The organism is Vallitalea sediminicola, from assembly GCF_054408565.1.
The window spans coordinates 109,227-135,536 of the sequence record NZ_BTPT01000026.1 but is presented as its reverse complement, the minus strand read 5'-3'; the positions used below and the strand labels follow the sequence as shown (position 1 = coordinate 135,536).

The window sequence follows — 26,310 nt, the reverse complement described above, 5'->3', positions numbered from 1 at the left end:
AAAAGACTTTACAAGAACATTTGTTCGGTCTATAATATAAGTAATAGATAATACGACATAAGGAGGAACAGAATATGCAAGCAATAATAATAGAAGAAAAGAAAAATTGTAATTACAAATTAATGGTCGACCAAATTAAAAAAACTTTACGATGCATTGCTAGTGGTTACTTCTCTTTAGAAAGTGCCACTGCATACATAGAAGAGTTGCTACAAGTAGTATCAACTATACAGGATATAGAAAATTATACCCTTATAGTAGATGCAAAGAAACAAGAGAAAGTGGCACAAGAAGTATTGCCTACCATATCCGTTTGAATATTTCTAATCATAGATTTCAATTTAAAAGTTGGTAAAAATTTAAAACAACTAAAGAAACAATTAAGAAAATATATAGTACTTGCACATAAAAATATTTGAATTAATTAATAAGAATAACTAATTGTAGCATGACCACGAGTACTAGGAATACTAGAATGTATATCAACGGTTATTTTGGTTTTATGCCAAAAACTTGTTGAAATATTACAATTAACTGTTTGTCCAATTTTAATGTTTTCCCAATGACCACCACCGCCATCGCTAGAACGAATAGTAGCTTCAAATACTGCATTAGGGCGGTCTATGGTACAAGAAATATGGACGGTTATACCAGCTCCATATTGTTGAGCTTCATAATGGTAATTACCATTTGCATCCAAATCAAAATCAATTTCCATGGTTCCCGAGTCTTTTAAAGGGACTGGTTTTGTATAATCATTAATATCATTTGAGTTATATGTATTTATAGTCGATTGTAGGTCATTACGAACAGATTTAAAAATAGAATCAAAAACTTTATCCATATCTATACCTCCATAATTATCTTTGATGTGCAAGTATTTAAAATTATAATAACATAATTAATAAAAGTAAGTAAACATTAAAAATATATAAAATATAATACGCTGTAAAAAATATATAGCTTAAGTTAAAATCTTTATTGTAAGTAAATTAACTTGTGAAAAATTACTAATTACAAAGTTTAAAACCCGTTTTATTTGACAGATAAGATAATTGATGATAATGTTTTAGAATAAAATAAACTAAATATATTATGAAAATTTAATTAAATACCTTTTTGTGAAGGAGACTTGGAAAAAAATGGACAAGGAAAAATTGTATAAATTAATCATAGCAGATGATGAAGATACGATACGAAATGGATTAGTTAATTTGAATATTTGGGAAGATTTGGGTTTTGAGATTATAGCAGCCTATGAAGATGGATTGGGCATTATTGAATATTTGGATAAATCTCAAGATGTTGATGTATTATTAAGTGATATCGTAATGAATGAATACTCGGGATTGGATGTTCTGAAATACATCAATAAGAATAATATAGATGTTAAAACCATATTTTTAAGTGGTTATTCTGATTTTATAATCGCGCAAGAAGCTATAAGTTTAGGAGCTAGTGCATATTTACTGAAGCCCACTGCTATATCGAAGATTAGGGAGACATTCATTAAAGTTAAAAAAGAGCTAGATGAACAAAGGACAATAAGAGAATCCAATGAAGCTGAAAAATTATGGTTGGAAAAATTTCTCCTTAGTATAACATGTACACCAAGTCATATTAATATAGATAAACTTTGGAACATTATAGGTATCAAAAGTTCTCATAAATATTTTTATTGGACAAGTGTTTTTATTGAAATCAACCAAGATTATAATGGAAATACCAATGAAATTGAATTGATTTTAAAGAATTCATTGGATTTTGAAAAGGAATGGATTGTTGTGACCAATGCATTGATAGGTTCCATTACCATATTAATTTTAATTCCTAAAGATTTACCCATGACTTTTTATGAAAGTTTAGTTTGTGAAAAAATGGTTAGAACAGTGGAAACATTAAAGGAATTATTTAATTATGATATGAAGTTAAGAGACGTTATTATCACAGATAATTGGAAAGAAATGCAAAATGCTGTTAACAATACAGGTATTGAAAAACAAAATATCATAACGGTGAATTCAATTTATAGTAGTGATACGTTGTTTGAGTATATTAAAAATCGTGATTATGAGAAATTGAAAAATTTTTTACAATATGCGACAGAACATAAGAATGAAGTTCATCAGTTATTAATACGTGTTTCGATGATGTTATACCTTCAACTTATTCATTATTATATTGATTTGAATAGAGAATCACAAATTGAGGATATTAAAAAAGTTATTTATCAAGATCAAAATACAGAAATGGTCATACACTATTGCTATGATGCGATTTGTGCCCTGGAAAAACTTTTAGGGAAACGTAAAAAAATAGTTTCCATGATGTATGAATATATCTCTTTGCATATTGGAGAGGGCTTAACCTTATACGATATGGCAAAACATTTTAACTATAATGCATCGTATTTAAGCAGAGTTTTCAAAGAAGCAACAGGGGAGTCTTTTAGTAGTACACTAAAAAAAATTAAAATCAAACAAGCAAAATCAATGTTAAATAACCCAAAACTTAAAATTTATGAGATTTCAGAAAAGTTAGGGTATCAAGATGTTCGTCACTTCTATAAAGTGTTTAAAGATGCAACAAAAATGACGCCTAGTAAATATAGAGAAAGTATGGATATAGATTAGTGTTTAAGTTAAATATATAGAGTTAGGAGATGTATATGAAAAAACAAAGATTCAGTATAAAATTTATTGTACCTATGTTAAGAAAAGATACATTCAGAAGTCTATTTTTAAAAAATTTATTATATTTGTTGGTCATTGTTGCGGTACCTTTAATTAGTTTGACCTTATTTATAAATTTTTCTTATATCAATTCTAGAAAGCAAGAACTATATTCAAATATCAATAAAAATACCATTGAATTCAAAGCTGAACTTAAAAATGAATTTAATCAAATAAAGACTGCAAGCTATGCATTGGCCTATGATAAAAGCGTAATTAGACTTGCGACATATAAAGAAAATAGATTTAACAATGATTTTTTGAAAATAATAAGCGATATTAAAATGAAACTGAAAGTTTACGAAACTTCATACTTTATAACTGCAGATATGGGTATTATGTACTTAGAAGCAAAATATAATATAACTTCTCATACATCATACTCATTAAAGAACTTTGAATATAGGGAAAGTGATTTTCTCAAAAAAATATATGATACTATTAATGATAATGTTCAATATAATGTTTTTTTAAGTGATTATGGGATTATAAGTATATGTTTACTAAATAACAAAGAAAGTAGAGGAATAGTATATACATTATTAAATTTTAATAGTATCAATTCTAGCTTGAAAAAGTATATGGGAGAAGGTTTGGAAAATTATTATTTGATTGATAGACATGCCAGTAGAATGTATACTTTTGGTGGCGACGTATCTAGTTTTGTATATAATAAAGATAAAACAGAAGATGATATCACTTCTGTTATTCATAGTAGTAAGGATATGGAGCAAATTACCATAGAAGATAAAGAATATATCATAAAAAATATTGATTTTCCCAACAATCATATTTCGCTAGTAGTGTTAGTAGATGCGTCTAACTATATAAAGCATAAACAGACTGCAACTTTGGTCTTTATTCTTATTCTAATTATTATACTTTGTCTGAGTATACTTGCTTCAAGTTATGTTTCATGGCGTTTTTACCGACCTATAGATTTTGTAATTCATTTACTTCAAAATCCTAAACCAAATATTGTAAATGAATATAAAGAAGCTTATGAACCACAAGATGAGTTAGGTATAATATATACTATGATCAATGAGACAAGATTTCGTGAAGCCATGTTAAAAGATGAATTACAAAACAAAAAGGATATATTAAATAGAATTCAGAACAAGTTATTACAATCACAAATCAATCCTCATTTTATCAACAATACTTTAGAAACTATTAATTGGAAATCAATAGATCTTCTTGGAGAAGACAATGATATTTCTGAAATGCTAGTAAACTTTTCAAAATTATTAAGAAGGTCTTTTAGAGGTGTGGGTCAAATGGTATCTATATCTTCAGAGTTGGAGCATGCAAAATTATATCTTGATTTTCAGCAAAGAAGATTTTTTGGAAAATTTGAGATTGAATGGGATATTGATAAAAGTCTGTTACATTATTATACAGTACCAATTATTTTGCAACCTTTACTTGAGAATGCCATTAAATATGGGATAAAACCTTTAAAGAATGCAAAAGGACTCATAAGAATATCTTGTCAAAGCATTGGGGAAAGCATAGAGTTTGTTATCTATGATTGTGGTACGATAATATCAAATCAACAATTTAACCATATGTGTAATCAGTTAAAGATAGAAAGTTTGAATGCAGATAATCATATTGGTATCTCAAATGTTCAACAGAGAATAAAACTGGCATTTGGTGATAATTATGGGCTAGAGATAAATAATGGTGATAAGAGTTCATTAGAAATCAATAAGATAAAGGTAACGATTACAATACCAACAGTAAAAAAATCCACACTGTAATAATAAATTAAATAAAGTAGGTTTTATATTACATACCATACAAGTAATATAAGAACATTGTCAATATTTTTGTGATAAGTTATTATATAAATACAACTTAGTGCATTTTTAATTGACATACTATACAAGTTTATAAAACCATTGTCGATATTTTTGTACTAAGTTATTAATAAAGTAACTTAGTACATTTTTTATTTGAGCAAATAGTTCGTTCCTATGAAAATTGGGAAGGACTAGAGAAAGGATGAGACAATGAAAGATGCAAATATTTTGCAAAGAAGAATAAAAACGAAAAAAAATATAAAAAGGTATTATATTATTTATTTATTGCTATTGTTACCTTTTTTGTATTTATGTATCTTTAGATATTATCCAATTATTCTACAATTTCTTTTGGCATTTAAGAAGTATAGAATACTGGATGGTCCTTGGGGTAGTTCATGGGTAGGTCTTGAAAATTTCAAACATATATTTTCTTCTCCAGATATTGTAAGAGTTTTATATAACACTTTAATAATTAGTATTTATCGTTTGGTCTTCGGTTTTTTTCCACCAGTAATTTTAGCCATAATAATTTTTGATTTAACTTCAAATAAGTTTAGGAAAATTAGTCAAACGGTACTATACATACCTCATTTCTTTTCGTGGGTTATTATATATGCAGTTGTTTTTGCATTATTTACCAAGACAGGTATTGTCAATGGAGTTGTTGAACAGTTTGGTGGAAAACCACAAAACTTTCTGATTGAGTCTAAATGGTTTATGCCGCTAATAATAGGTTCAGGCGTTTGGAAAGAAGTTGGTTGGGGTACAATTATCTATATGGCAGCGCTAGGTAATATTAATACAGAATTATTTGAAGCGGCCAAGATCGATGGTGCAGGACCATTAAAAAGATTATGGCATATTTCATTGCCAGGAATTTTGCCAGTTATAGTTTTCATGCTTACCATATCATTGGGAACCATTTTCAGCAATAATGGAACCGAGCAAATATTATTATTTTATACGCCAGCTACATATAAAGTTGGTGATGTTATAGGAACATGGATTTATAGACAAGGTATTGGGAAATTAAATTATTCTTTAGGAGCGGCTGTGGGTCTTTTCCAATCTATTATAGGATTTGGGTTAGTCTGGATTACCAACAAGCTATCGAACAAGTTTGCAGGTGTTGGTATATGGTAATACTATATAAGATGAATGATTGGAGGGAGCAGAGATGAAAAAACACATAAATACTGAAAAAACTTATCAAATTGTCATTACTACAATAATTATAATTTTACTTATATGTTCAGTTTTTCCGTTGTTATATGTGGTGGGGTTGTCATTTACAGGTGAAGCTGAATGGATTGAAAGAGGTAACACAATGATTATTCCTTACAAACCAACTTTGCAGGGATATCAAAATGTACTATTCAAAGGCAGTAGATTTACGAATGCATTTTACATTAGTGTACTTCGTACAACCATAGGTACAGTTTTAGTTATGCTATTTACATTGATTACAGGTTATGCAGCTTCTCGTAAGGATTTACCAGGGAGAAAAATAATTATCATAATTATTATGATCACAGTATTATTTACAGGCGGTTTAATACCTACGTTTTTAGTGGTAAAAGCAACAGGAATTTATGATACATTTTTTTCAATGATTCTACCTGGATTGGTATACCCTTGGGGTGTTCTAGTTTTCAAGCAATTTTTTGAAAACCTTCCTAATCAAGTAGAGGAATCTGCTTATATTGATGGTGCAAGTGAGTTCGCATTAATGACCAGAATCATTATTCCAATGAGTAAACCGGTTATTGCTGCCTTGGCTATGTTTATTGCCGTAGGCCATTGGAACCAGTGGTTTGATGCACTTATCTATCTGCAAAATGAAAAATTGGAGCCTTTACAATTATTGCTTAGAAATATGTTCCAAAATACAAATATTGGTTATAATATGAATTCACAAGAAATATTTGATACAGAGCAGCGTGTATCAAGTACATCCATTAGAATGGTTATTACGGTGATTGGTACAGTACCTATTTTGGCTATATTTCCATTTTTGCAAAAATACTTTACAAAAGGAGTATATACAGGTTCTGTTAAGGGATAAATGTTTAATTGGAGGTAAGGTTTTTAATTACTAAAGAAGCTATATTTTGTAACTGCTTTAGTAATTGTAATAAAAGGGAGTGTCATACTTTTGACACTCCAATAAAAAAGGAGGAAGTTATAATGAAAAAACTATTTACAGTAGTTTTAGCATGTGTTATGACAGTTACATTAGTATTATCAGGGTGTGGTAAGAAAAAAGAAGCAGATACAGCTGATGAAAAACAAACAAATCAGAAAGAAAATATCAAAGAAAAAGTAAATATTGAAATTATGATGCAACCTTGGGTATCAGAGCCATTAGAATCAGATATTGATCCTTATAAAAAATGGCTCGATGAAACATACGATGCAAATTTCACTTTGACAACATCTTCAGAATTTGAAACAGAAATTTTAACTCGTTTTGCAGCGGGGACTCCACCAGACATCATTTTATGTAATTATGAAACATTGCTAACATTATATAGTCAAGATATATTAGTGAAAGATTGGAATAAATATCTTGACAAAATGCCAACTGTTGCAGATGGAATGGGTGATGCAGCTCAACAATATTACACAAGAGATGGCAAACTAATCACGCTCACAAACCCACCAGGTGGTCAAGGTTGGACTTGGAACATACGTAAAGACTGGTTATCAAAATTAGGATTATCAATGCCTACAACACCAGATGAGTTCTTAGATGTAGCAAGAGCTTTTACAAAAAATGATCCAGATGGTAATGGAAAAGATGATACATACGGATTTACTAGTGCAGGTGCGGGTAAATCTCTAGGTGATATATCCAACTTAAAATTAATGTTTGGTCCAACAGAGTTTTATGTAGGGGAAGACGGTACTGTAAAACACCCTGTAACTGATGGGAATGAAAAACTGTTCTTAGATTTTTTGAAAACAATTATTGATGAAGAACTTATAGATCCCGATTGGTATTCTCAAGGATGGGATGATAGAAAGCCTAACTTATACAAAGGTTTATTTGGTACTGTTTTTTATCCACCTATGTCACTATTAAATGAAACAGAAGGGGCTCGTGAAGGAGATCATGCTGTTATTGACTGGTATGATACATTAATCCCTATGCCTGTTGGAACACCTATTGGTGGAAAGCAACAACCAACTGGCATAACAGGTAGTATTAAAACTGTTTCCGCCAATGCTGAGGAAGATTCCGAGAAATTTGATGTTATTTTAAAATTCTTAGAAGGAACAAACTATCCTAATGAAGGATATTGGAAAATCCGTTGGGGTGGATGTGATGGTATTGAACAAACAAATCTAGATGATGGATATGTATATGCTAACCTAACTGGTACTGATAAAACAATTAGAGGTAAAGACGGTAAAAACAAATGGTTATTTAACTGGGGTAAATTAATAGCGGTACAAGGCAAAGATAAGATTATAAAAGGTACTAATCCAGAACCTGGGGTAATAGAAGAAACGTTTATGAAAATGCAATCAAAGTATGAAAATGACAAATTCTATCCTACAGATGATCAGTTGTTAGAATTAGATCTAGATGCGTCTGAAGAAGTAGACCGTGTTCTTGATGAATATCAAATCAATTATATTTTAGGTAACGATACAGATTATGATGCATTTGTACAAAGATGGTTAGATGCAGGTGGTCAAAAATTAATGGACCAAGCGACAGAGCAATTTAAAGATTTAGGTCTTATCAAGTAATACAAAAACTAAATAAAATAAATATATAATCTCCAATATGTAAAATGTTTTGCATTGGAGATTATATATTATTTAGAAAAAGAATTATCAAGAAGAATATGAGGTGTATTTGTTATGAACGCGATTAATAAATATAAAACGCCGTATAAATTGAATAAACCCATTTTGACAGGATCAGGAAAAGAAGGAGAGTTTGACTATCATGCTGTAGATTGCCCATTTGTATTTTTTCATCAGAACCTTTTTCATATGTTATATATTGGCTTTGATGGTATAGGGTATCAGACGGCGTTAGCAGTTAGTGAAGATTTAATACGTTGGAAAACCAAAGGCGTTGTTTTAGCAAGAGAAGAACATGTTGGATGGGATCAAACAGGTGCTGCTGGTACATGGATCATTAAAAATGACAATCTTAATGAATTGCCAATACTTAAAAAAGTGAATAATAAATATTGGATGATATATCATTCTTATCCGAGGACAGGTTATGAAGCTGGTGCAGCAGAAATGGGTCTGGCTTGGTGTGAAGATGAAGATCTTATGGAATGGCATCGTCTACCAAATCCTATATTTTCTTGGGAAAATGGCAGGGATTGGGAACAGGGTGGTTTATATAAAGCTTGTATCATTGAAAAAGACAACCAATATTATATGTTTTATAATGCAAAAAACTTAACCAATGGAGATTGGAAAGAACAGATAGGTCTAGCGGTTAGTGATAATCTATTGACTTGGAAAAGATATGAAAAAAATCCTATTTTAAAGATTCAGCCTAACACGTGGGAAAGTAAATTTTGCTCAGATCCTTGTGTGATGTATGATGATAAAATGTGGGTTATGTTTTATTTCGGATTTGATGGTAATCATGCACAGGAAGGTATAGCAGTATCAGAGGATTTACTGCATTGGGAAAAATATTCTGAACCGATTATAAAAAATGGAAAAGAGGGCGAACTTGACGAATTGCATGCGCATAAGCCTTCAATCATAAAGTATAATGATGTACTATATCATTTATATTGTGCCTGTGGAAAATATAAAGCAACAGATAGAACAAAGAATTTTGATGATGAATTCAGATGTATTACATTAGCTTCGTCTAGACCATTGTAAAATATATATAGAAAGGAAAATTTTATGAAAAAACCAAATATCTTAATTATTTTGGCTGATGATATGGGATATTCTGACATAGGGTGTTTTGGTTCTGAAATAAATACACCAAATATAGATGATTTGGCGAAAAATGGACTTAAATACACTCATTTCTATAATAATGCTCGTTGTTGTCCTAGCCGGGCTTCGCTTATAACTGGATTATATGCTCATCAAACAGGTGTTGGTCATATGGTAGAAAATTATAAAATACCAGAATATCAAGGGTATCTAAACGATAATTGCATAACTATAGCAGAAGGTTTGAAAATATCAGGTTATAATACTGCAATGACTGGAAAATGGCATGTAGGGGGAAACTATTGGCATGTAAATCGTGAAGAGGTATTAGGACAAAAGGGCTATCCTAATCCAATGCAACGAGGCTTTGATAGATTTTATGGAACACTTGAAGGAGCAGGAGATTATTATAATCCAACCACTTTGATGGAAGATGGAGATTGGATAACTGTAAATTCAGAGAATGATTTTTATTATACTGAAAGAATTTCAGAAAAAACTTGTGAATACATAGATACTTTTTCAGAAGAAAATAATCCTTTCTTCTTGTATGTTGCATTTAATGCGCCGCATTGGCCTTTGCATGCTAGAGAAGATGATATTAAAAAATATGAAGGCAAGTATATGTCTGGATGGGATTACCTTAGATATCAAAGATACAAAAAGCAAATAGAATTAGGAATTACAGAAGATATATGGAATATATCATTACGAGATCTTGATGCAATGCCTTGGGAATCAGTCGAAAACAAAGAATGGGAAGATATAAAAATGGCAGTCTATGCTGCACAAGTGGAAGAAATGGATAAAGCTATCGGAGAAATATACCAAAAATTAGAAGCGAAAGGCATAGCAGACGATACAATGATAATGTTTATGTCTGATAATGGGGGATGTGCAGAAAAATTACCAAGTGGTGGATGGGTACTTGGGTGTGCCAATGAGCAAACTTTAGATGGAAAATCTGTTGAAATCGGTAATTCTAGTAGGAAACGACCTGGAAATCAAGACACATTTATGAGTTATGGATTACCTTGGGCAAATTTAAGCAATACCCCATTCAAACTTTTTAAACACTGGATACATGAGGGTGGAATTTCCACACCATTGATTATCAACTGGAAAAATGGGATTGAAAATCCAGGAAGAATTATTCATTCGCCAATGCATTTTATCGACATTATGCCTACTATTTTGGATGTAGCAGAGGTTGAATATCCGTCAAATTATAAAAATAATGAAATAATACCTTATTCAGGTGAAAGTTTTAAGAAAAGCCTAAATGGTTCTTGGAAAAGAAAAGAACCTATATTTTGGGAACATGAAGGTAATTGTGGTGTAAGGAATGGCAAATATAAACTTGTCAAAAAATATCCAGGTGCTTTTGAATTATATGATATGGAAAAGGACCGTACAGAACAGAATGATATATCTAAGTTAGAACCTATAATTTTGAAAGAGCTAAAAATAAAATACTACGAATGGGCTAAAAAAACTAAGGTTAAAGAGTGGCAGGAAATATTGAAGATTAATGAATGAAATTATAATAAACTGTAAAGGAGTTTCTATGATAAATGAATTTGTTAAAACAGGTTAAAGAAAACAAAATCATTACCATTTTAAGAAATATACCTATAGATCAAATTTTACCTATTGCGCAAGCATTATATGATGGCGGTATAAAATTATTGGAGATCACATTCGATCAGTCATCATCAACTGGTTTGAGTGATACATCTATGGCCATTTCCATGTTAGCAGATGCAATGGGAGATAAAATGTACATAGGTGCAGGTACAGTAATGACAAGTGAGCAACTAAATATTGCATATAAAGCAGGAGCTAAATATATTCTTACACCTAATTTAGATGAAAAAATTATATATGAAAGTAAAAAACTTGGATTGAATGCTATATCCGGGGCATTTACTCCATCTGAAATAGTAACAGCTTATAACGCTGGTTCCGATATTGTTAAACTGTTTCCAGCAGGTTCAATTGGTACAGAATATATTAAAGCAATTAGAGCACCTATAAATCATATACCTATTATTGCTGTTGGTGGTGTAAATGAAATAAATATCTTGAAATTCTTAGATAGCGGTATAGTCGGTGCAGGTATTGGTTCAAATATAGTAAAAAATAATTTAGTGAAAAACAAAAATTATGAAGGAATAACTAAGTTAGCAAAAAAATACATTAGAGCTGTTAAAATGAAGTAGAAAGAGGTAATAAAGTGAGAATTACTGATTTTAAACTATATAAAATACCACCACGTTGGTTGTTTTTGAAAATTGAAACGGATGAAGGCTTTTTTGGATGGGGTGAACCCATAATTGAAGGTAGAGCAGATACTGTAAGAACTGCTGTAGAGGAATTCAAGGGGTACCTTTTGGGTAAGGATCCTATGAAAATAGAGGATCACTGGCAGGTAATGTATCGAAGTGGTTTTTATCGTGGCGGTCCAGAGGTTATGAGTGCTATTGCAGGTATTGATCAAGCACTATGGGATATTAAAGGCAAATATTATGGAGCACCCGTGTATCAGATGTTAGGAGGAGCTTGTAGAGATAAGCTGAAAATGTATCGGTGGATAGGTGGTGATAGACCATCTGATATTAAGATTGCTGCATTGGAAGCTTATAATCAAGGATACAGAGCGATAAAAATGAATGCTACTGAGGAAGTACATTATATTGATAGCTTTGATAAAATACAAGCAACTTGTGATAGAGTAGCCGCAATTAGGGATGAATTAGGGATGAAGCTAGATATTGCTGTTGATTTTCATGGTAGAATACATAAATCCATGGCAAAGGTTTTGGCTAAAGAACTAGACCAATTTCATCTAATGTTTATAGAAGAACCCGTACTTAGTCAAAATAATGAAGCGTTACGTGAAATAGCAAAATATACACCTACACCTATTGCTACAGGTGAAAGAATGTTTAGTAGATGGGAATTCAAAAATATATTAAAGGATGGATATGTTGATATTATACAGCCTGATTTGTCACACGCCGGTGGAATAAGTGAATGTAAGAAAATTGCAGCAATGGCTGAAGCTTATGATGTTGCAGTAGCACCACATTGCCCGTTAGGTCCAATAGCTCTAGGAGCATGCATTCAACTTGATGTATGTACACCGAATGTTTTCATACAGGAACAGAGTCTTGGTATTCATTACAATAAAGGTGGGGATTTGTTGGATTACTTAACTGATACTTCAATTTATCAGTACAAGGATGGTTTCTTGGATATAATAGATAAACCTGGTTTAGGTATTGATATCAATGAGGATTATGTAAAGGAATCTTCAAAGAGTGAAATTAACTGGAAAAATCCAATTTGGAGAAATTTTGATGGAACAGTTGCCGAATGGTAATGGGAGATAATCTTATGAATAAATATATAATTACTATTGATACAGGTACTACCAATACAAGAATTATTCTTTGGAGAAAAGACAGGGAATTAGTAGATAGTATTAAAATAAGTGTAGGTGTGAGAAACACTGCTATCGATGGTAACAATTCAGAGCTAAAGAAGGCAATCAAACAAGGACTAGAGCAGATACTAAATATTAACAAGCTTGGCTATGATAATATTTCAAAAATTATGGCAGGTGGAATGATAACTTCAAATGTTGGATTAATAGAAATTCCACATCTAACTGTACCCGTTAGTATTACAGAGTTAAAAAAAGGTGTGAGAGATGTTCTTATAGAAGAAATATGTCCTATTCCCATAAGTTTTATACCGGGAGTCAAAAATAAGGTAGATTGTATAGAGCTGTCTACATTTGAGCAAATGGATATTATGCGTGGTGAAGAGATTGAAGCTATGGCATTAATTAAGAGTATAGATTCTGATTGTGGCTATGTGATTGTATTGCCTGGTTCACATACAAAATTTATAAAAGTAGATGCTAGTAAAAAAATTGTAGCTTGTCTTACTACATTGACAGGAGAAATTCTATCCGCTATTACAAATAATACAATTATCGCAGATGCTGTTGGAAAGAAATTTGTTTCAAAAGAAGAATACGATAGGGACATGTTACTTTTGGGTTATAATACAACAGTTAAAGCAGGATTAAGCAGAGCAGTCTTTTCTGCAAGAATTATAAATCAGTTTTGTGAAAACAACAAATCCAAGATAGCAAATTTCATATTAGGTGCTGTTTTGGAAAATGATATTGAAGCAGTTAAAAACTCTGTTGCATTAAGTATTAATGGTTCAGAGCATATGATAGTTAGTGGAAAAAGTCCTTTTAGGCAGGCTATTGCAGATATTTTTAAATATGAGGCTACTTTTTCAAATGTGACTGAAATAATTCCAAAAGATAGTGAACCATTGTCTGGAATAGGTGCGCTTTTGTTATGTGATTGATATTTACATAGTAAAAACATAATAAAATTTTTCTGGAATAATGTTTAAAGGTGGTGGACGTTATAAATGCTTTATGGATGTGGTATCCTAGCGATTATGAAATATTTCATGGTATGAAACAAAATTTTTCACGAACGGAGAGAGGATTTTCTTGGCCTGCTTTCTGGAATATTGATGATTGTACTCATAATGTTAGATTTAAAAAAATATACAAACTTGTAGAGGATGAATATATTGATGTTTCGATTATTGGACAAGGTTACATTAAAATAAATAATAAAATGTTTGCATGTGGAAATAAATTGTTTTGTAAAGCAGGAACGGTGGAAATAATTATAGCTGTCGGTAATATGCAAGGTTTACCGTCAGCTTTTGTAGAAGGAAAGACAATTAATAGTGATAGCTCATGGGTTGTAGATGATTACACTAAGAATTGGGTATCTGTAGGTTGCAACGATCTATATACAGATAATCAATCTAATCCTAATAAATTTGATTTTTCATATAAGTCAGTGTATCCAGTTGTTTCAAATGAAGCAGATGGACTTTTTTATGATTTTGGCAAAGAAATAATGGGGAAAATTACTATAAAAAACAATATGTCAAATCAAAATCTAAAAATCTGCTACGGTGAGTCAGAAAAAGAGGCACATGATGTTGATAATTGTTATTATTGGGATAGTGTTTGTGCCGATGAACAAAACTGGAATTCAGATACCAAAGCTTTTCGATACATTTTTATACCAAATGCACCAATGGGTAAATTTGATGTATATGCTGATTTAGAATATGTAGATCGAAAAATGTTGGGAGAATTTAAATGCAATGATAAATTGATTAATAAGATTTGGGATATTTCCGCATATACATTTGAATTAACGTCTCGTATGTTTTTTTTAGATGGAATCAAGAGGGATAGATGGATATGGTCAGGAGATGCATATCAATGCTATTTTATCAATCGATATTTATTTTTTGATGAAGAGATTTGTAAGAGAACCATAATTGCTTTGCGAGGTAAAGATGTTGTAAAACAACATATCAATACGATAGTTGATTATTCATTGCTCTGGATAATTTCTATTGAAGATCACTATTATGCTACAGCAGATATAAAATTCTTAGAAATTATTTTTGAAAGAATGAAAATATTGGTAGATTATTGCATAAAAAGAACTGATGATAAAGGTTTTATTGTTGGGAGTGTTGATGATTGGGTATTCATCGATTGGGCAGATATGGATATGGAAGGACCAGTATGTGCAGAACAAATACTATTTGCTCAATGCCTAAGTTCTATAATTAATTGCTGTAAAGTACTGGAAAAACCTTACAATGAATATGAAAAGCGTCATGATAAGCTGATAAGCAATTTGAATAAATATTTTTGGGACAGTAAAAAAGGGGCTTACATAAATGGTTATGTATCAGGTAAGCACGATGTTACAAGGCAAGCCAATATATTTGCCATATTATTTAATATTGCCGATGACAAGAAAAGAGCATCTATAGCACATAATGTATTATTAAATGATGATATAGATCCAATAACTACACCATATTTTAAGTATTATGAACTGGAAGTATTGTGTAAGTTGGGATACCTGGGTGAAGTAATGCAAATCATAAAGGAATATTGGGGAGGGATGATTGATCAAGGTGCGACAACTTTTTGGGAAAAATTTGATCCGAAAGAAGATAGGCAAGAACAATATTCTATGTATGAAGATAAATATGGTAAGAGCTTATGTCACGCATGGGGAGCAAGTCCCATATATCTAATCGGAAGATATTTCATAGGATTATGCCCAATTGAACCAGGCTATAAAAAATTTCGGATATCACCCAAATTGAATAGTTTTACTAATTTCACATGTAAATTTCCTGTGAAAAACGGAATTGTTAAATTAGATTTTAATAATAATAAGCTATGTGTTATATCTGATGTTTCAGGAGGAGTATTGAATTATAAGGGGAAAGAATATATTATAAAAAAAGATAATGAACTTGTTATAAACAATGTAGTTTTATAGGAGGGATAGGATAAAAATGGATTTTAATTTAAGTTGGTTAAGTGATCCAAAAATATTCAATGTCAATAGATTACCTGCACATTCAAATCATAACTATATTGATTCTAATATGAATAGTTTTACAAAAAGTTTAAATGGCAATTGGAGGTTTTACTATTCTAAAAATCTAAATGATTTACCATTAGGATTTGAAGCATTAGATTATAATTGTGACAATTGGGATTTAATAAAAGTTCCAGGATTTATTCAGCTAAATAATAATGATAAATATGGAACTCCGCATTATGTTAATACAATGTATCCTTGGGATGGTCACGAAGAAATATATCCAGGAGAAATACCTAGAAAATATAATCCTGTTGGAAGTTATAGATTAGACTTCAATATTCCAGATGATTGGGATAAGGAATCTGTTTTCGTTAGATTCAATGGTGTAGATGCAGCTTTGGCTTTATGGTGTAATGGTGAATTTGTTGGATATTCTGAAGACAGTTTTACCCCGGCTGAATTTGACATTTCCTCTTTCATATCTGATAAACAGAATATATTATGTGCACAGGTGTTTAGATTTTGCTCAGGGAGCTGGCTTGAAGATCAAGATTTTTGGCGTTTTAGTGGGATCTTCAGAGATGTAGAACTTTTCACAATTCCTATAACTCATATATGGGATGCTTTTTTGAAACCTAATGTTTCTGAGGATATGAAAAAAGTATCTCTTAAAATAAAGCTGAAAGTCGAAGGAGAAGGCTCAATAGGTCTACAACTTGCTGACGAAAATCTTAAATATCAAATAGAAGATGAAACAGCAATACTAAATATGTTAGTTGAAAATCCTAAATTATGGAGTGGGGAAGAACCAAATCTATATACACTTAAAATTACTGTATATGATAATAATAATGAAATTACAGAAATTATTACTCAAAACATTGGGTTTAGACGATTTGAATTAAAAGATGGTGTTATGTGCATAAATGGAAAAAGAATTGTATTTAACGGAGTCAACCGACATGAATGGAATTGTCACACAGGTCGAACACTTAGTTATGAAGATATGATTTGGGATGTAATGAATATGAAACTTAACAATATTAATGCTGTCAGAACCAGTCATTATCCAAATGATGTGCGTTTTTATGATTTGTGCGATAAATACGGTATCTATGTAATGGACGAAGCAAACATGGAAAGTCATGGTACATGGCAAAAAATGGGTGTTGTTGCTAGCGATGAAAATACTATTCCAGGCGATAATCCCAATTGGAGAGATATTGTCATTGACCGTGCAAAGAGTATGTTTGAAAGGGACAAAAATCACCCTAGTATACTAATATGGAGTTGTGGCAACGAGAGTTACGGGGGAAAAAACATCTTTGATATGAGTGAATTTTTTCGTAGTGTAGATGATAGTCGTTTAGTTCATTATGAAGGAATCGTTCATGACAGAAGATTTAATTCCACAAGTGATATGGAAAGCAGAATGTATCCTACAGTGTACGAGATAAAAGAATTTCTTGCTAAGTATCGGAATAAGCCATTTATATGTTGTGAGTACTCTCATGCTATGGGTAATTCATGTGGAGCTATGCATAAATATACTGAACTCACAGATGTAGAGAATCTATATCAAGGAGGTTTCATATGGGATTACATCGATCAAGGTATTGTTAAAATGGGTCCTGATGGAAAAGAGTATCTTGCATATGGTGGTGATTTCGGAGATTCTCCTACGGATTATAACTTCTGTATAAATGGTATTGTATATGCAAACCGCCAAAACAGTCCTAAGATGCAGGAAGTTAAATTTAATTATCAAAATATACAAATTACAATCGATCAAGATACTATTTTAATTAATAATAAATTTCTTTTCATCAACCTCTCAACTTATAGATTGAAAATGACATTATCACTGCAAGGTGAGGTTATTTCAGAAAAGACCTTAAGTGTTAATGTACCACCTGGTCAAAATATGAAATTGTCTCAACCATTTAATATTCCACTAGAGTGTGGTATTTATTCTATATCAGCAGTATTCATTACCGATAGTGATTGTTTGTGGGCAGAAGCCGGTCATGTTATAGCACAAGGACAATATATTATAGACAAATCAAAATCAGTACACTTAACTAATAAGCTGTTAAGAGCAATAACTGGAGATGTTAATATCGGAATTTGTGGTGATGATTTCGAAGTTTTTTTCAATCGCAGATCTGGTAGACTTGTCTCTTTTCATAAAAAGAATAAACCACTTTTATATTCTATATTGCCAAGACTAAATTTCTGGCGTGCTAGCACGGATAATGATCGGGGAAATGGTTTGTATTTTGATAATGCCAAATGGTTAATTGCAGGTCAATTTGCAAAACTAGATAATTTATCATTTCAATTAACTGAGACAATTGTAACAATTACAGCAAATTATATTCTTGCAACAGAAACAAGAGAAAGAGTAAATGCAACTTATGTAATCAGTGGTGATGGAAATATATCTATTACACTAACTTGGTTAAGTGAAAGGACAATAATTCCAGAATTTGGAATGGTGTTTTGTATGCCAAATTCTTATAAGCATGTAGCATTCCTAGGAAACGGACCAGAAGAAAACTATTGTGATAGAAATAAAGGTTCAATACTTGGTAAATATGAGTATGAGGTTCATTCAAATATGTCAAAGTATGTAATACCACAAGAATGCGGTAATAGAACAGGGGTATACACCGCATCTGTAACTGATGATAATGGTGATGGTATATGCTTTAGTGGTAACGCTATGGATTTTTCAGCTTTGCCATATACACCACAGGAATTAGAACAAGCACAACACATTTTTGATTTACCCCAAAATGTTAAAACCGTTGTACGTTGCTCATATGGTCAGATGGGTGTTGGAGGAGATGATAGCTGGGGAGCAAAACCTCATTCAGAATATTTGAATACAATTAATAATGGAGATAGCTTTACATTTAATATTAAAGTAATTTAAACAATTCCTATGACATTTCTTTTTAACAGTGTGTTAAATAGTTATTTATGTGTTATAATTCTAAATACCTAAGATGTATTAATGACAGTTACTTGAAAGTAGTGATTAAATGGAAAAACAATTCTTTTTTTCAACAAAAGCTCTTATTCTTAATGGCAATAAATTTTTAGCCATGTATAAAATAGTAGATGGGAACAAATGGTGGGATTTACCTGGAGGAAGAATGGAATTTGGTGAAAGAGCTGAAGAAACTTTAGCCAGAGAGATAAAGGAAGAATTAGATGTTGTTATTGAACCTATCAAATTAATTGATACATGGACTTATATGCCCTATGAGTATTTCCAAACTGTAGGTGTTATATATCATAGCGAAATTATATCTGGAAACATCACGGTTTCAGAAGAACATGATGGCTATGAATGGGTTAGCATAGAGGATGTTGGAGAAGTGTTCAATAGAGAAGCTTTTGTAGAGCGGATGAAATCATGGAATTGGGATGCTGTAATGGATGATAGCATAACATTTCGAAATAAATTATAAAGATATGAAATATGATTTTACTTAATGAGTGTCTTATGATATCTTCAAAAAGAGATATTATGGAAACTCATGGAATAAGTGACTACAAACGTAATACCTATTTGCTTTTTCTAATTACTGCATTTATACAAGAAAATACAGTAGAAAATTTATAAAGTAACTTAATAAATAAAATAAAGCCAATTATTAAAAAAAATAGGTATTTTGCCAGATGATATCGGGGTATAAAATGACTATATATATAAAGACTATATATTATCAGTTAATGTTGTATTGAAAATGAACAAATGGTATAATTTTACGTAAGTAAAAATTTTACATTATTGTATATTAATGAGTATACAGACTATGATCAATTTTATTGAAGCGGATTATAGTCTGTATATATATAACAGTAATAAAAATTTTTTGTAGTTGAAGTAGATGAAAAAAAGAATGAGGTGATTGTAATTAATTAATATATTTTATATCATATTATAATTAAATGTATGCTAGAAACTGGAGGCTGATAAAAATGAAATTGGGTAGAAGTATTAAAGTAAAACTTATAATGTTGCCTATTATGGCTATTATAGCGGGAATGTTGATTGTTGGTATAAAAATTAAAAATACTGTTGAAGAAAAAATGATGGATGAAATGAAGATGAATGGTTTATTCTATTCTGAAAGAGTTATTGAAAGCATGAATGATGGACAAGTGGCAATAGATAAAATAAATAATGAATTAGAAGAGGAATTGATTGGAATTTCCAAATATATTTTATCATATAAAGATGAAATTACAAACGAAGAATTACACGCTTTAGCAAATCATATGGATATTTTTGAGATTTCGTTATATAATCCATCTAAGGTTATAATTAAAGCATCTGATTTAGATTTTATTGGATGGGAAGTGCCAGATGGCCATTCAATTAAAACCTTTGTGAATGGAGAAAAGGATGAATTAATTGAAGACAGAAAAGATTCAGAAGATGGATTGTTAAAAAAATATTCTTATGTAAAAGATGAATCAGGTTTTTTTGTTCAGCTTTCTATGAAAATCGATGATATTAAAAAGATATCAGAGCGCTTCAGTTATCAGAAAATGGTTGAAAAATTAACTAATGATGATAGGATTGAATATACTTTGATCATAGATGAAAACTTTGAAGCAATAGCACATAGTGATACTAATAGAATAGGGATTCAATTAGAGGATGATTCAAATGTTAGAGAAGCCTTTGAAAGAAAAGAAGGTATTGCTCGTGAATATTTATATGAAAATGAAGTTGCTGTATTAGATATAATATATCCTATTATTGTTGATGATGAGATAATAGGAGCTCTGAATATGGGATATTTACTTGATGAAATAAAAACCATCATCACTAAAATTACTACAATAATAATATTTTTGGTTATAGTGATTATTCTTATTCTTAGTATCATACTATATAAGATAAGTTCAAACGTTGTTAAATGTATACAATTTTTGAAAACTAACGTGGATCAAATGGCGACAGGTAATTTTACAAATGCATTTGATTCCAAGTATATTAAAAGAAAAGATGAATTAGGTGTTATAGCCAGTTCTCTTAGCAATATGCAAAGCAACATAAAAAACGTTATACAAAATGTAGTTGACAAATCAGTAAATGTTGCTACTGCATCAACAAACCTAAAACATATATCAAATAATACATCAGAAGCAGCAGAACAAATATCAAGTACTATTGAAGATATAGCTATTAGTGCTACAGAGCAAGCTAAAGATACTGAAGATACAGCATCACAACTTGATACAATAAATAAACTTTTGGATACAGAACAGAAATATTTGGATGAATTGAATTCTGCTAAAGATAATATCGAAGGGGATAAGAATAATGGTTTGAAGGTCATACAAATATTGAATCAGAATACAGCTCAAAACAAGGAAACATCTGAAGCTGTTTATAAAGCAATCATTGAAAACAATGTAAGTGCCGAGCAGATTGATGAGGCTAGTAGCATGATAAAAAGTATAGCCGACCAAACCAATTTGCTTGCACTAAATGCTGCAATAGAAGCAGCAAGAGCAGGTGAAGCAGGTAGGGGATTTGCAGTTGTCGCAGAAGAAATAAGAGATTTAGCAGAACAATCAAGTAATTTTACTAATGAAATCCAGCAGATTATATCAACTTTAAAATTAAACTCAGAAAAAGCTTTAGATAAAATATCTGATGTAAATAAAGTTGTTGAAATTCAAACAGAAAGCGTTGTACAGACAGGTAATATTTTCTCTAAGATTAGTGAATCTATAAATATGATTAATGAACTGATACTAAAATTTAATGAAGCATCGATAATGATGAACAAAAATAAAGAGAAAATAATGGTTACTACTCAGAATTTATCAGCCAGTTCAGAGGAGAATGCAGCAAGTACAGAAGAAGTATCTGCAACTATGGAAGGTCAAACTGTAGCCTTCGAAGAAATATCTCAAGCAAGTAATCAATTAGCAAAGATTGCTGAAGAATTGAATGAAACTGTAAAAAAATTCATAATTTAAGAAATCTAGGGACTGCATTAAATATGACCTTCTTGGTAATAATTTCAATAAATCTATGAGGAGGTTATATTTACTGAAGTAATTAGATTATTTATAGATACTTAGTAAATAATATTTAATAAGTTGTTGACGTAAATAGGAATTAATATTATAATATTATTAATAAGAAAAAAATATTGTGTTCAGTTATTATAATGCACTAAATATATATTAATAAGGAGTCTATATATGGCAGGTTTAAATCATAAAGATATGAATAGTAACAATAAATATGTCCTCTTAAAAGATATAGTAACAAAAGGTCCAATATCAAGAATAGAGCTTAGTAAGATAACTGGATTAAGTAAAATGACAGTTACAGCTATTATCAATGAATATATAGAGAAAGACATAATATGGGAATGTAGCGAGGCAAAATCTACTGGAGGTAGGAAACGAACTAATCTAGATATTTCTAATGAGTCGTTATTGACACTGGGTATCTACATAGGTCGTGACTTTTTACAAGTGGGTGTTATTAATCTAAAAGGACAAATATTGCAGGCAGAAAATATTTCTCTGAAAGAAATCAAAAATAATGAAATGTTAATGGATAGCCTTTTTATGTTATGTGATAAGCTAATCAAAAGTAGATATAAAGATAACATATGGGGAATTGGTGTTTCCTGTGCAGGACCTTTATTAGTCAGTGATGGTATAATTCTTAATCCTCCTGATTTTAATAATGTTCATGAATTGAATATAGTTGAAATCCTAACAAATAGATACCATCTTCCTGTATGCCTACAAAATGATATGTGTGTTGCAGCACTTGCAGAAGTATATTTTGGTGAAAATCGCCAACTTGATAACTTTATCTATATTGGTATTTCTTCTGGTATTGGAGGAGGTGTAATAATAGACAAAAAGCTTTTTACTGGCTCATCAGGATTAGCTGGTATTATTGGGCATAGCATTGTAGAGATGAATGGAATTCGTTGTGAATGCGGACAAAGAGGTTGTTTGGAAAAATACAGTAGCACTAGGGCAGTCACTAAATGGGTTAAAGAACAAAGCGGTGAAGACATATCATGGTTTGAATTATTGAATAGAGCAACAAAAGGAGATCAGATTTGTCTAAAAGCCATAGATAGGATGACCGATTATCTAGGAGTCGCCATATGTAATATGCAAAGTGCATATGATACAGATTGTTTTATTATTGGTGGCGATTTTAATTCAACTCAAAATATGATTATAGACAGAATAAAGGATAAGATGCAAGAATCATCTTTTTTTAATGAGAGAAAGAAGAAAGTACAATTGAAGCCTTCATCCTTTATGGCAAGTGGATCTTTTATTGGTACAGTAGCTCTAGTTATGGAAAATAATTTAACCAATTATTGATATATCACATGAAAAGTATAATAGGGTAAAATTATAGAAAATATATTGAACAAAAATAGATGTATAGATTTCTAGTTCAAAATATAGAGTGCGTTTTATTTTTGAACAAGGTATTAATATATACGATTATAAGAACTGAAAGGCTGATATATACATGAAAATAGGGATAGACTTGGGTGGTACAACCATGTCAGCAGGGATTGTAGATGAGAAAAATAGAATTATTGATAAAAACCAGATAGATACAAATAGCTCAGATTCACCAGAAAAAGTTATACTGAGAATGGCAAATCTGGTTAATGGATTAATTTCCAAATCCGATGAAAAAAATATTACTCATATTGGAATAGGGTGTCCAGGAATGTTGGATAGGCAGAATGGAATAGTTCTGTATTCCAATAATATTGGATGGGATAATATACGTCTTGTTGAGTCTATGAAAAAATATTTTGATATACCAGTGTATCTGGAAAATGATGCAAATTGTGCTGCTATTGGCGAATATATAGCTGGAGCAGGAAAAGAATACTCATCTATGGTAATGGTTACCCTGGGTACTGGAATTGGTGGAGGAATAATTGTTAATGATAGATTATACCGTGGAAATAATGGCAATTCAAGCATTCTAGGACATATTCTAATGGTTAAAGATGGAGAATTGTGTACTTGCGGAAGAAAAGGATGTTGGGAAGCTTATGGTTCTGTCAGTGCATTAATTCGTATGGCAAATAAAAAAGCTGATGATTGCCCAGAGTCTGAACTTCAAGCACAACGAGAATCTTCAGGCAGATTAGATGGTAAAAAGATATTTGATGCCATACATAATGGTGATAAGGCAGCTAACCAAGTTTTTGAGAAGTATACAAGTTATATCGCACAAGGAATCACTGATATTGTTAACATATTGGATCCAGAAGGAATTGTCATAGGTGGAGGAATCAGTAAGCAGGGAGAATTTATATTAGAACCTGTTCGTAGAATTGTATTAGAGAATAGATACTGTAAATCCATGGAATCACCAATTATTACCACATCAGGATTAGGTAATAATGCAGGAATTATTGGAGCAGCTTGTTTAGATGAATTTGTATAGATAGAATTATCTCAATTAACAAGGTAACTAACTACTAATTGATTAAAAGGAATTAAATGGAGGTAAAAATGTTCAAATCAAACTACGATAAAAGTCCTGTGGTTGAAGTTATAGGATATGAAAACGAAATATATGTAGGATATGAAGAGATAGCCAGCGAAATAATAAAAAAGATCGATAAAAGTGAAAAAAATAAAACAATAGTTACTGTTGAGTGCTATCCTGGTGTTAATAAAGATGAGGTACTAACGGCTTTTAAAAAGATTCTTAATCCCAATCTATTGATTGATGCGGATGATTCTAGTTTTGATGGAGATACAATTACTAGAATGATACAGCGTGAACTTACAGATGATAGAGTTTTTGGAGTTCTTAGCTGTAGAACAATGGAGGAATTTTTTGATGAGAAATTAGTTGGAAAAGCAAGACGACAGATAGAAGAAAGTGATACGGGTATAGTATTGGTATATGGTACAGGGGCTTCTATTATAAACAATGGAGATATTTTAGTGTATGCTGATTTAGCAAGATGGGAAATTCAGTTACGTTATCGTAGAAAAGAGATTGCAAACTGGAAAATGGATAATTATGATGAAGACTTGCTCAAGAAATATAAAAGAGGATTTTTCATAGAATGGAGAATAGCAGATAGGTTAAAGAAGAAACTTTACCCCAAATTAGACTATATACTAGATACAAATAAATCCAACTCTCCCAAAATGTTGACTAAGAAGGCGTTTGTAGCTGGTCTAGAGAAAACTGTTAGTGGTCCATTTAGAGTTGTTCCATATTTTGATAAAGGGGTATGGGGTGGACAATGGATGAAAGATGTTTGCGACTTAGACAAAAGTTCCGAAAACTTTGCGTGGTGTTTTGACTGTGTACCAGAAGAAAATAGTTTGAACTTAAAATACGGTGATACAGTCGTAGAAATACCTTCTATAGATGTTGTGTTTTTCTACCCTCATCAATTATTAGGAGAAAAAGTTCATTCTAGATTTGGAACGGAGTTTCCTATAAGAGTTGATATGTTAGATACAATGGGAGGTCAGAATCTTAGCCTACAAGTTCATCCTCTTACAGAATACATCCAAGAGAAATTTGGTATGCACTATACTCAAGATGAGAGTTACTATCTTCTTGATGCTGAAGATGATGCTAATGTATATCTAGGTGTGAAGAAAAATGTAGATAAAGAAGCAGTAATAAATGACTTATTAGAGGCGGAAAAAGGAAATATTACATTCCCTGATGAAAAATATATAAACAAATTCCCTGCAAAAAAACATGATCATTTCTTAATTCCAGCAGGAACAATTCATTGTTCAGGTGATAAGTGTATGGTTCTAGAAATAAGTGCAACACCTTATATATTTACTTTCAAATTATGGGATTGGGAAAGATTGGGACTTGATGGAAAACCTCGACCAGTGCATGTTAAACATGGTGAACAAGTAATCCAGTGGGATAGAGATACTGATTGGGTTAAAGATAATCTTATTAATAGAGTAGAGGCTGTTTCTAATGGTGATGGTTGGAAAGAAGAACGTACAGGACTTCACGAAAGAGAATTCATTGAAACTAGAAGATATTGGTTCAGTAAAAAAGTATCGATTGAAACTAATGGTGGGGTAAATGTATTAAACTTAGTTGAAGGAAGAGAAGCCATTGTGGAAAGTCCAGAAAATAAATTCAAACCGTTTGTTGTCCACTATGCTGAAACATTTATAATTCCAGCAAGCGTTGGAGATTATACTATTAAACCATATGGAGAAAGTGAAGGCAAAGAAATAGGAATGATGAAAATATATGTAAGATAAGTTATTATTTATTTTAGAAAATATAATGTTGTCATGCTATGATTAGTC

At 31.1% G+C, this 26,310-nt stretch carries 19 protein-coding genes; 18 read left to right on the top strand and 1 reads right to left on the bottom strand.

Going from position 1 to position 26,310, the window contains the following annotated elements; all coding sequences use genetic code 11:
- Positions 1 to 74 precede the first annotated feature (74 nt).
- The gene (locus ACX6CF_RS11940; RefSeq protein ID WP_458785562.1) at positions 75 to 317 is read left to right on the top strand and encodes a hypothetical protein; all 243 of its coding nucleotides are present in this window, start codon (positions 75 to 77) and stop codon (positions 315 to 317) included.
- 107 nt (positions 318 to 424) lie between these two features.
- Here the strand turns inward: ACX6CF_RS11940 and ACX6CF_RS11935 are convergent, their stop codons facing one another.
- On the bottom strand, positions 425 to 844 hold the full coding sequence (locus tag ACX6CF_RS11935) for a hypothetical protein (RefSeq protein WP_458785561.1): 420 nt from the start codon (positions 842 to 844) through the stop codon (positions 425 to 427).
- A gap of 298 nt (positions 845 to 1,142) precedes the next feature.
- Between ACX6CF_RS11935 and ACX6CF_RS11930 the strand changes: the two genes are divergently transcribed.
- From ACX6CF_RS11930 to ACX6CF_RS11850, 17 genes are all read left to right on the top strand, one after another.
- Positions 1,143 to 2,633 carry a response regulator transcription factor gene (locus tag ACX6CF_RS11930; protein WP_458785560.1) on the top strand — a complete coding sequence of 497 codons (1,491 nt, stop codon included), beginning with the start codon at positions 1,143 to 1,145 and terminating at the stop codon, positions 2,631 to 2,633.
- Positions 2,634 to 2,668: 35 nt separating this feature from the next.
- Positions 2,669 to 4,498 carry a sensor histidine kinase gene (locus tag ACX6CF_RS11925; protein ID WP_458785559.1) on the top strand — a complete coding sequence of 610 codons (1,830 nt, stop codon included), beginning with the start codon at positions 2,669 to 2,671 and terminating at the stop codon, positions 4,496 to 4,498.
- A 252-nt stretch (positions 4,499 to 4,750) separates the two neighbouring features.
- Positions 4,751 to 5,686 carry an ABC transporter permease gene (locus tag ACX6CF_RS11920; protein WP_458785558.1) on the top strand — a complete coding sequence of 312 codons (936 nt, stop codon included), beginning with the start codon at positions 4,751 to 4,753 and terminating at the stop codon, positions 5,684 to 5,686.
- 34 nt (positions 5,687 to 5,720) lie between these two features.
- On the top strand, positions 5,721 to 6,608 hold the full coding sequence (locus ACX6CF_RS11915; protein ID WP_458785557.1) for a carbohydrate ABC transporter permease: 888 nt from the start codon (positions 5,721 to 5,723) through the stop codon (positions 6,606 to 6,608).
- A gap of 122 nt (positions 6,609 to 6,730) precedes the next feature.
- Positions 6,731 to 8,302 (top strand): hypothetical protein, encoded by a 1,572-nt coding sequence (locus tag ACX6CF_RS11910; protein ID WP_458785556.1) that lies wholly within the window; start codon positions 6,731 to 6,733, stop codon positions 8,300 to 8,302.
- 114 nt (positions 8,303 to 8,416) lie between these two features.
- Positions 8,417 to 9,415 (top strand): family 43 glycosylhydrolase, encoded by a 999-nt coding sequence (locus ACX6CF_RS11905; protein WP_458785555.1) that lies wholly within the window; start codon positions 8,417 to 8,419, stop codon positions 9,413 to 9,415.
- Between the two features lie 24 nt (positions 9,416 to 9,439).
- Positions 9,440 to 11,017, top strand: coding sequence for an arylsulfatase (locus ACX6CF_RS11900; protein WP_458785554.1), 1,578 nt, complete (start codon positions 9,440 to 9,442; stop codon positions 11,015 to 11,017).
- 35 nt (positions 11,018 to 11,052) lie between these two features.
- Complete coding sequence (locus ACX6CF_RS11895; RefSeq protein WP_458785553.1) at positions 11,053 to 11,700, top strand: bifunctional 4-hydroxy-2-oxoglutarate aldolase/2-dehydro-3-deoxy-phosphogluconate aldolase; 648 nt, start codon at positions 11,053 to 11,055, stop codon at positions 11,698 to 11,700.
- 14 nt (positions 11,701 to 11,714) lie between these two features.
- Complete coding sequence (gene dgoD / locus ACX6CF_RS11890; RefSeq protein WP_458785552.1) at positions 11,715 to 12,863, top strand: galactonate dehydratase; 1,149 nt, start codon at positions 11,715 to 11,717, stop codon at positions 12,861 to 12,863.
- 14 nt (positions 12,864 to 12,877) lie between these two features.
- Positions 12,878 to 13,870, top strand: coding sequence for a 2-dehydro-3-deoxygalactonokinase (locus tag ACX6CF_RS11885; RefSeq protein WP_458785551.1), 993 nt, complete (start codon positions 12,878 to 12,880; stop codon positions 13,868 to 13,870).
- A 50-nt stretch (positions 13,871 to 13,920) separates the two neighbouring features.
- Positions 13,921 to 15,903: an alpha-L-rhamnosidase-related protein gene (locus ACX6CF_RS11880; protein WP_458785550.1), complete on the top strand. Its 1,983-nt coding sequence runs from the start codon at positions 13,921 to 13,923 to the stop codon at positions 15,901 to 15,903.
- Positions 15,904 to 15,919: 16 nt separating this feature from the next.
- Positions 15,920 to 18,889 (top strand): beta-galactosidase, LacZ type, encoded by a 2,970-nt coding sequence (gene lacZ, locus ACX6CF_RS11875; protein ID WP_458785549.1) that lies wholly within the window; start codon positions 15,920 to 15,922, stop codon positions 18,887 to 18,889.
- Between the two features lie 109 nt (positions 18,890 to 18,998).
- Positions 18,999 to 19,430, top strand: coding sequence for an NUDIX domain-containing protein (locus ACX6CF_RS11870; RefSeq protein WP_458785548.1), 432 nt, complete (start codon positions 18,999 to 19,001; stop codon positions 19,428 to 19,430).
- Positions 19,431 to 19,944: 514 nt separating this feature from the next.
- Positions 19,945 to 21,963: a methyl-accepting chemotaxis protein gene (locus tag ACX6CF_RS11865; RefSeq protein WP_458785547.1), complete on the top strand. Its 2,019-nt coding sequence runs from the start codon at positions 19,945 to 19,947 to the stop codon at positions 21,961 to 21,963.
- Between the two features lie 228 nt (positions 21,964 to 22,191).
- Positions 22,192 to 23,349 carry an ROK family protein gene (locus ACX6CF_RS11860; protein WP_458785546.1) on the top strand — a complete coding sequence of 386 codons (1,158 nt, stop codon included), beginning with the start codon at positions 22,192 to 22,194 and terminating at the stop codon, positions 23,347 to 23,349.
- 154 nt (positions 23,350 to 23,503) lie between these two features.
- On the top strand, positions 23,504 to 24,442 hold the full coding sequence (locus ACX6CF_RS11855; RefSeq protein WP_458785545.1) for an ROK family protein: 939 nt from the start codon (positions 23,504 to 23,506) through the stop codon (positions 24,440 to 24,442).
- A 68-nt stretch (positions 24,443 to 24,510) separates the two neighbouring features.
- The gene (locus tag ACX6CF_RS11850; protein WP_458785544.1) at positions 24,511 to 26,262 is read left to right on the top strand and encodes a class I mannose-6-phosphate isomerase; all 1,752 of its coding nucleotides are present in this window, start codon (positions 24,511 to 24,513) and stop codon (positions 26,260 to 26,262) included.
- Positions 26,263 to 26,310 lie beyond the last annotated feature (48 nt).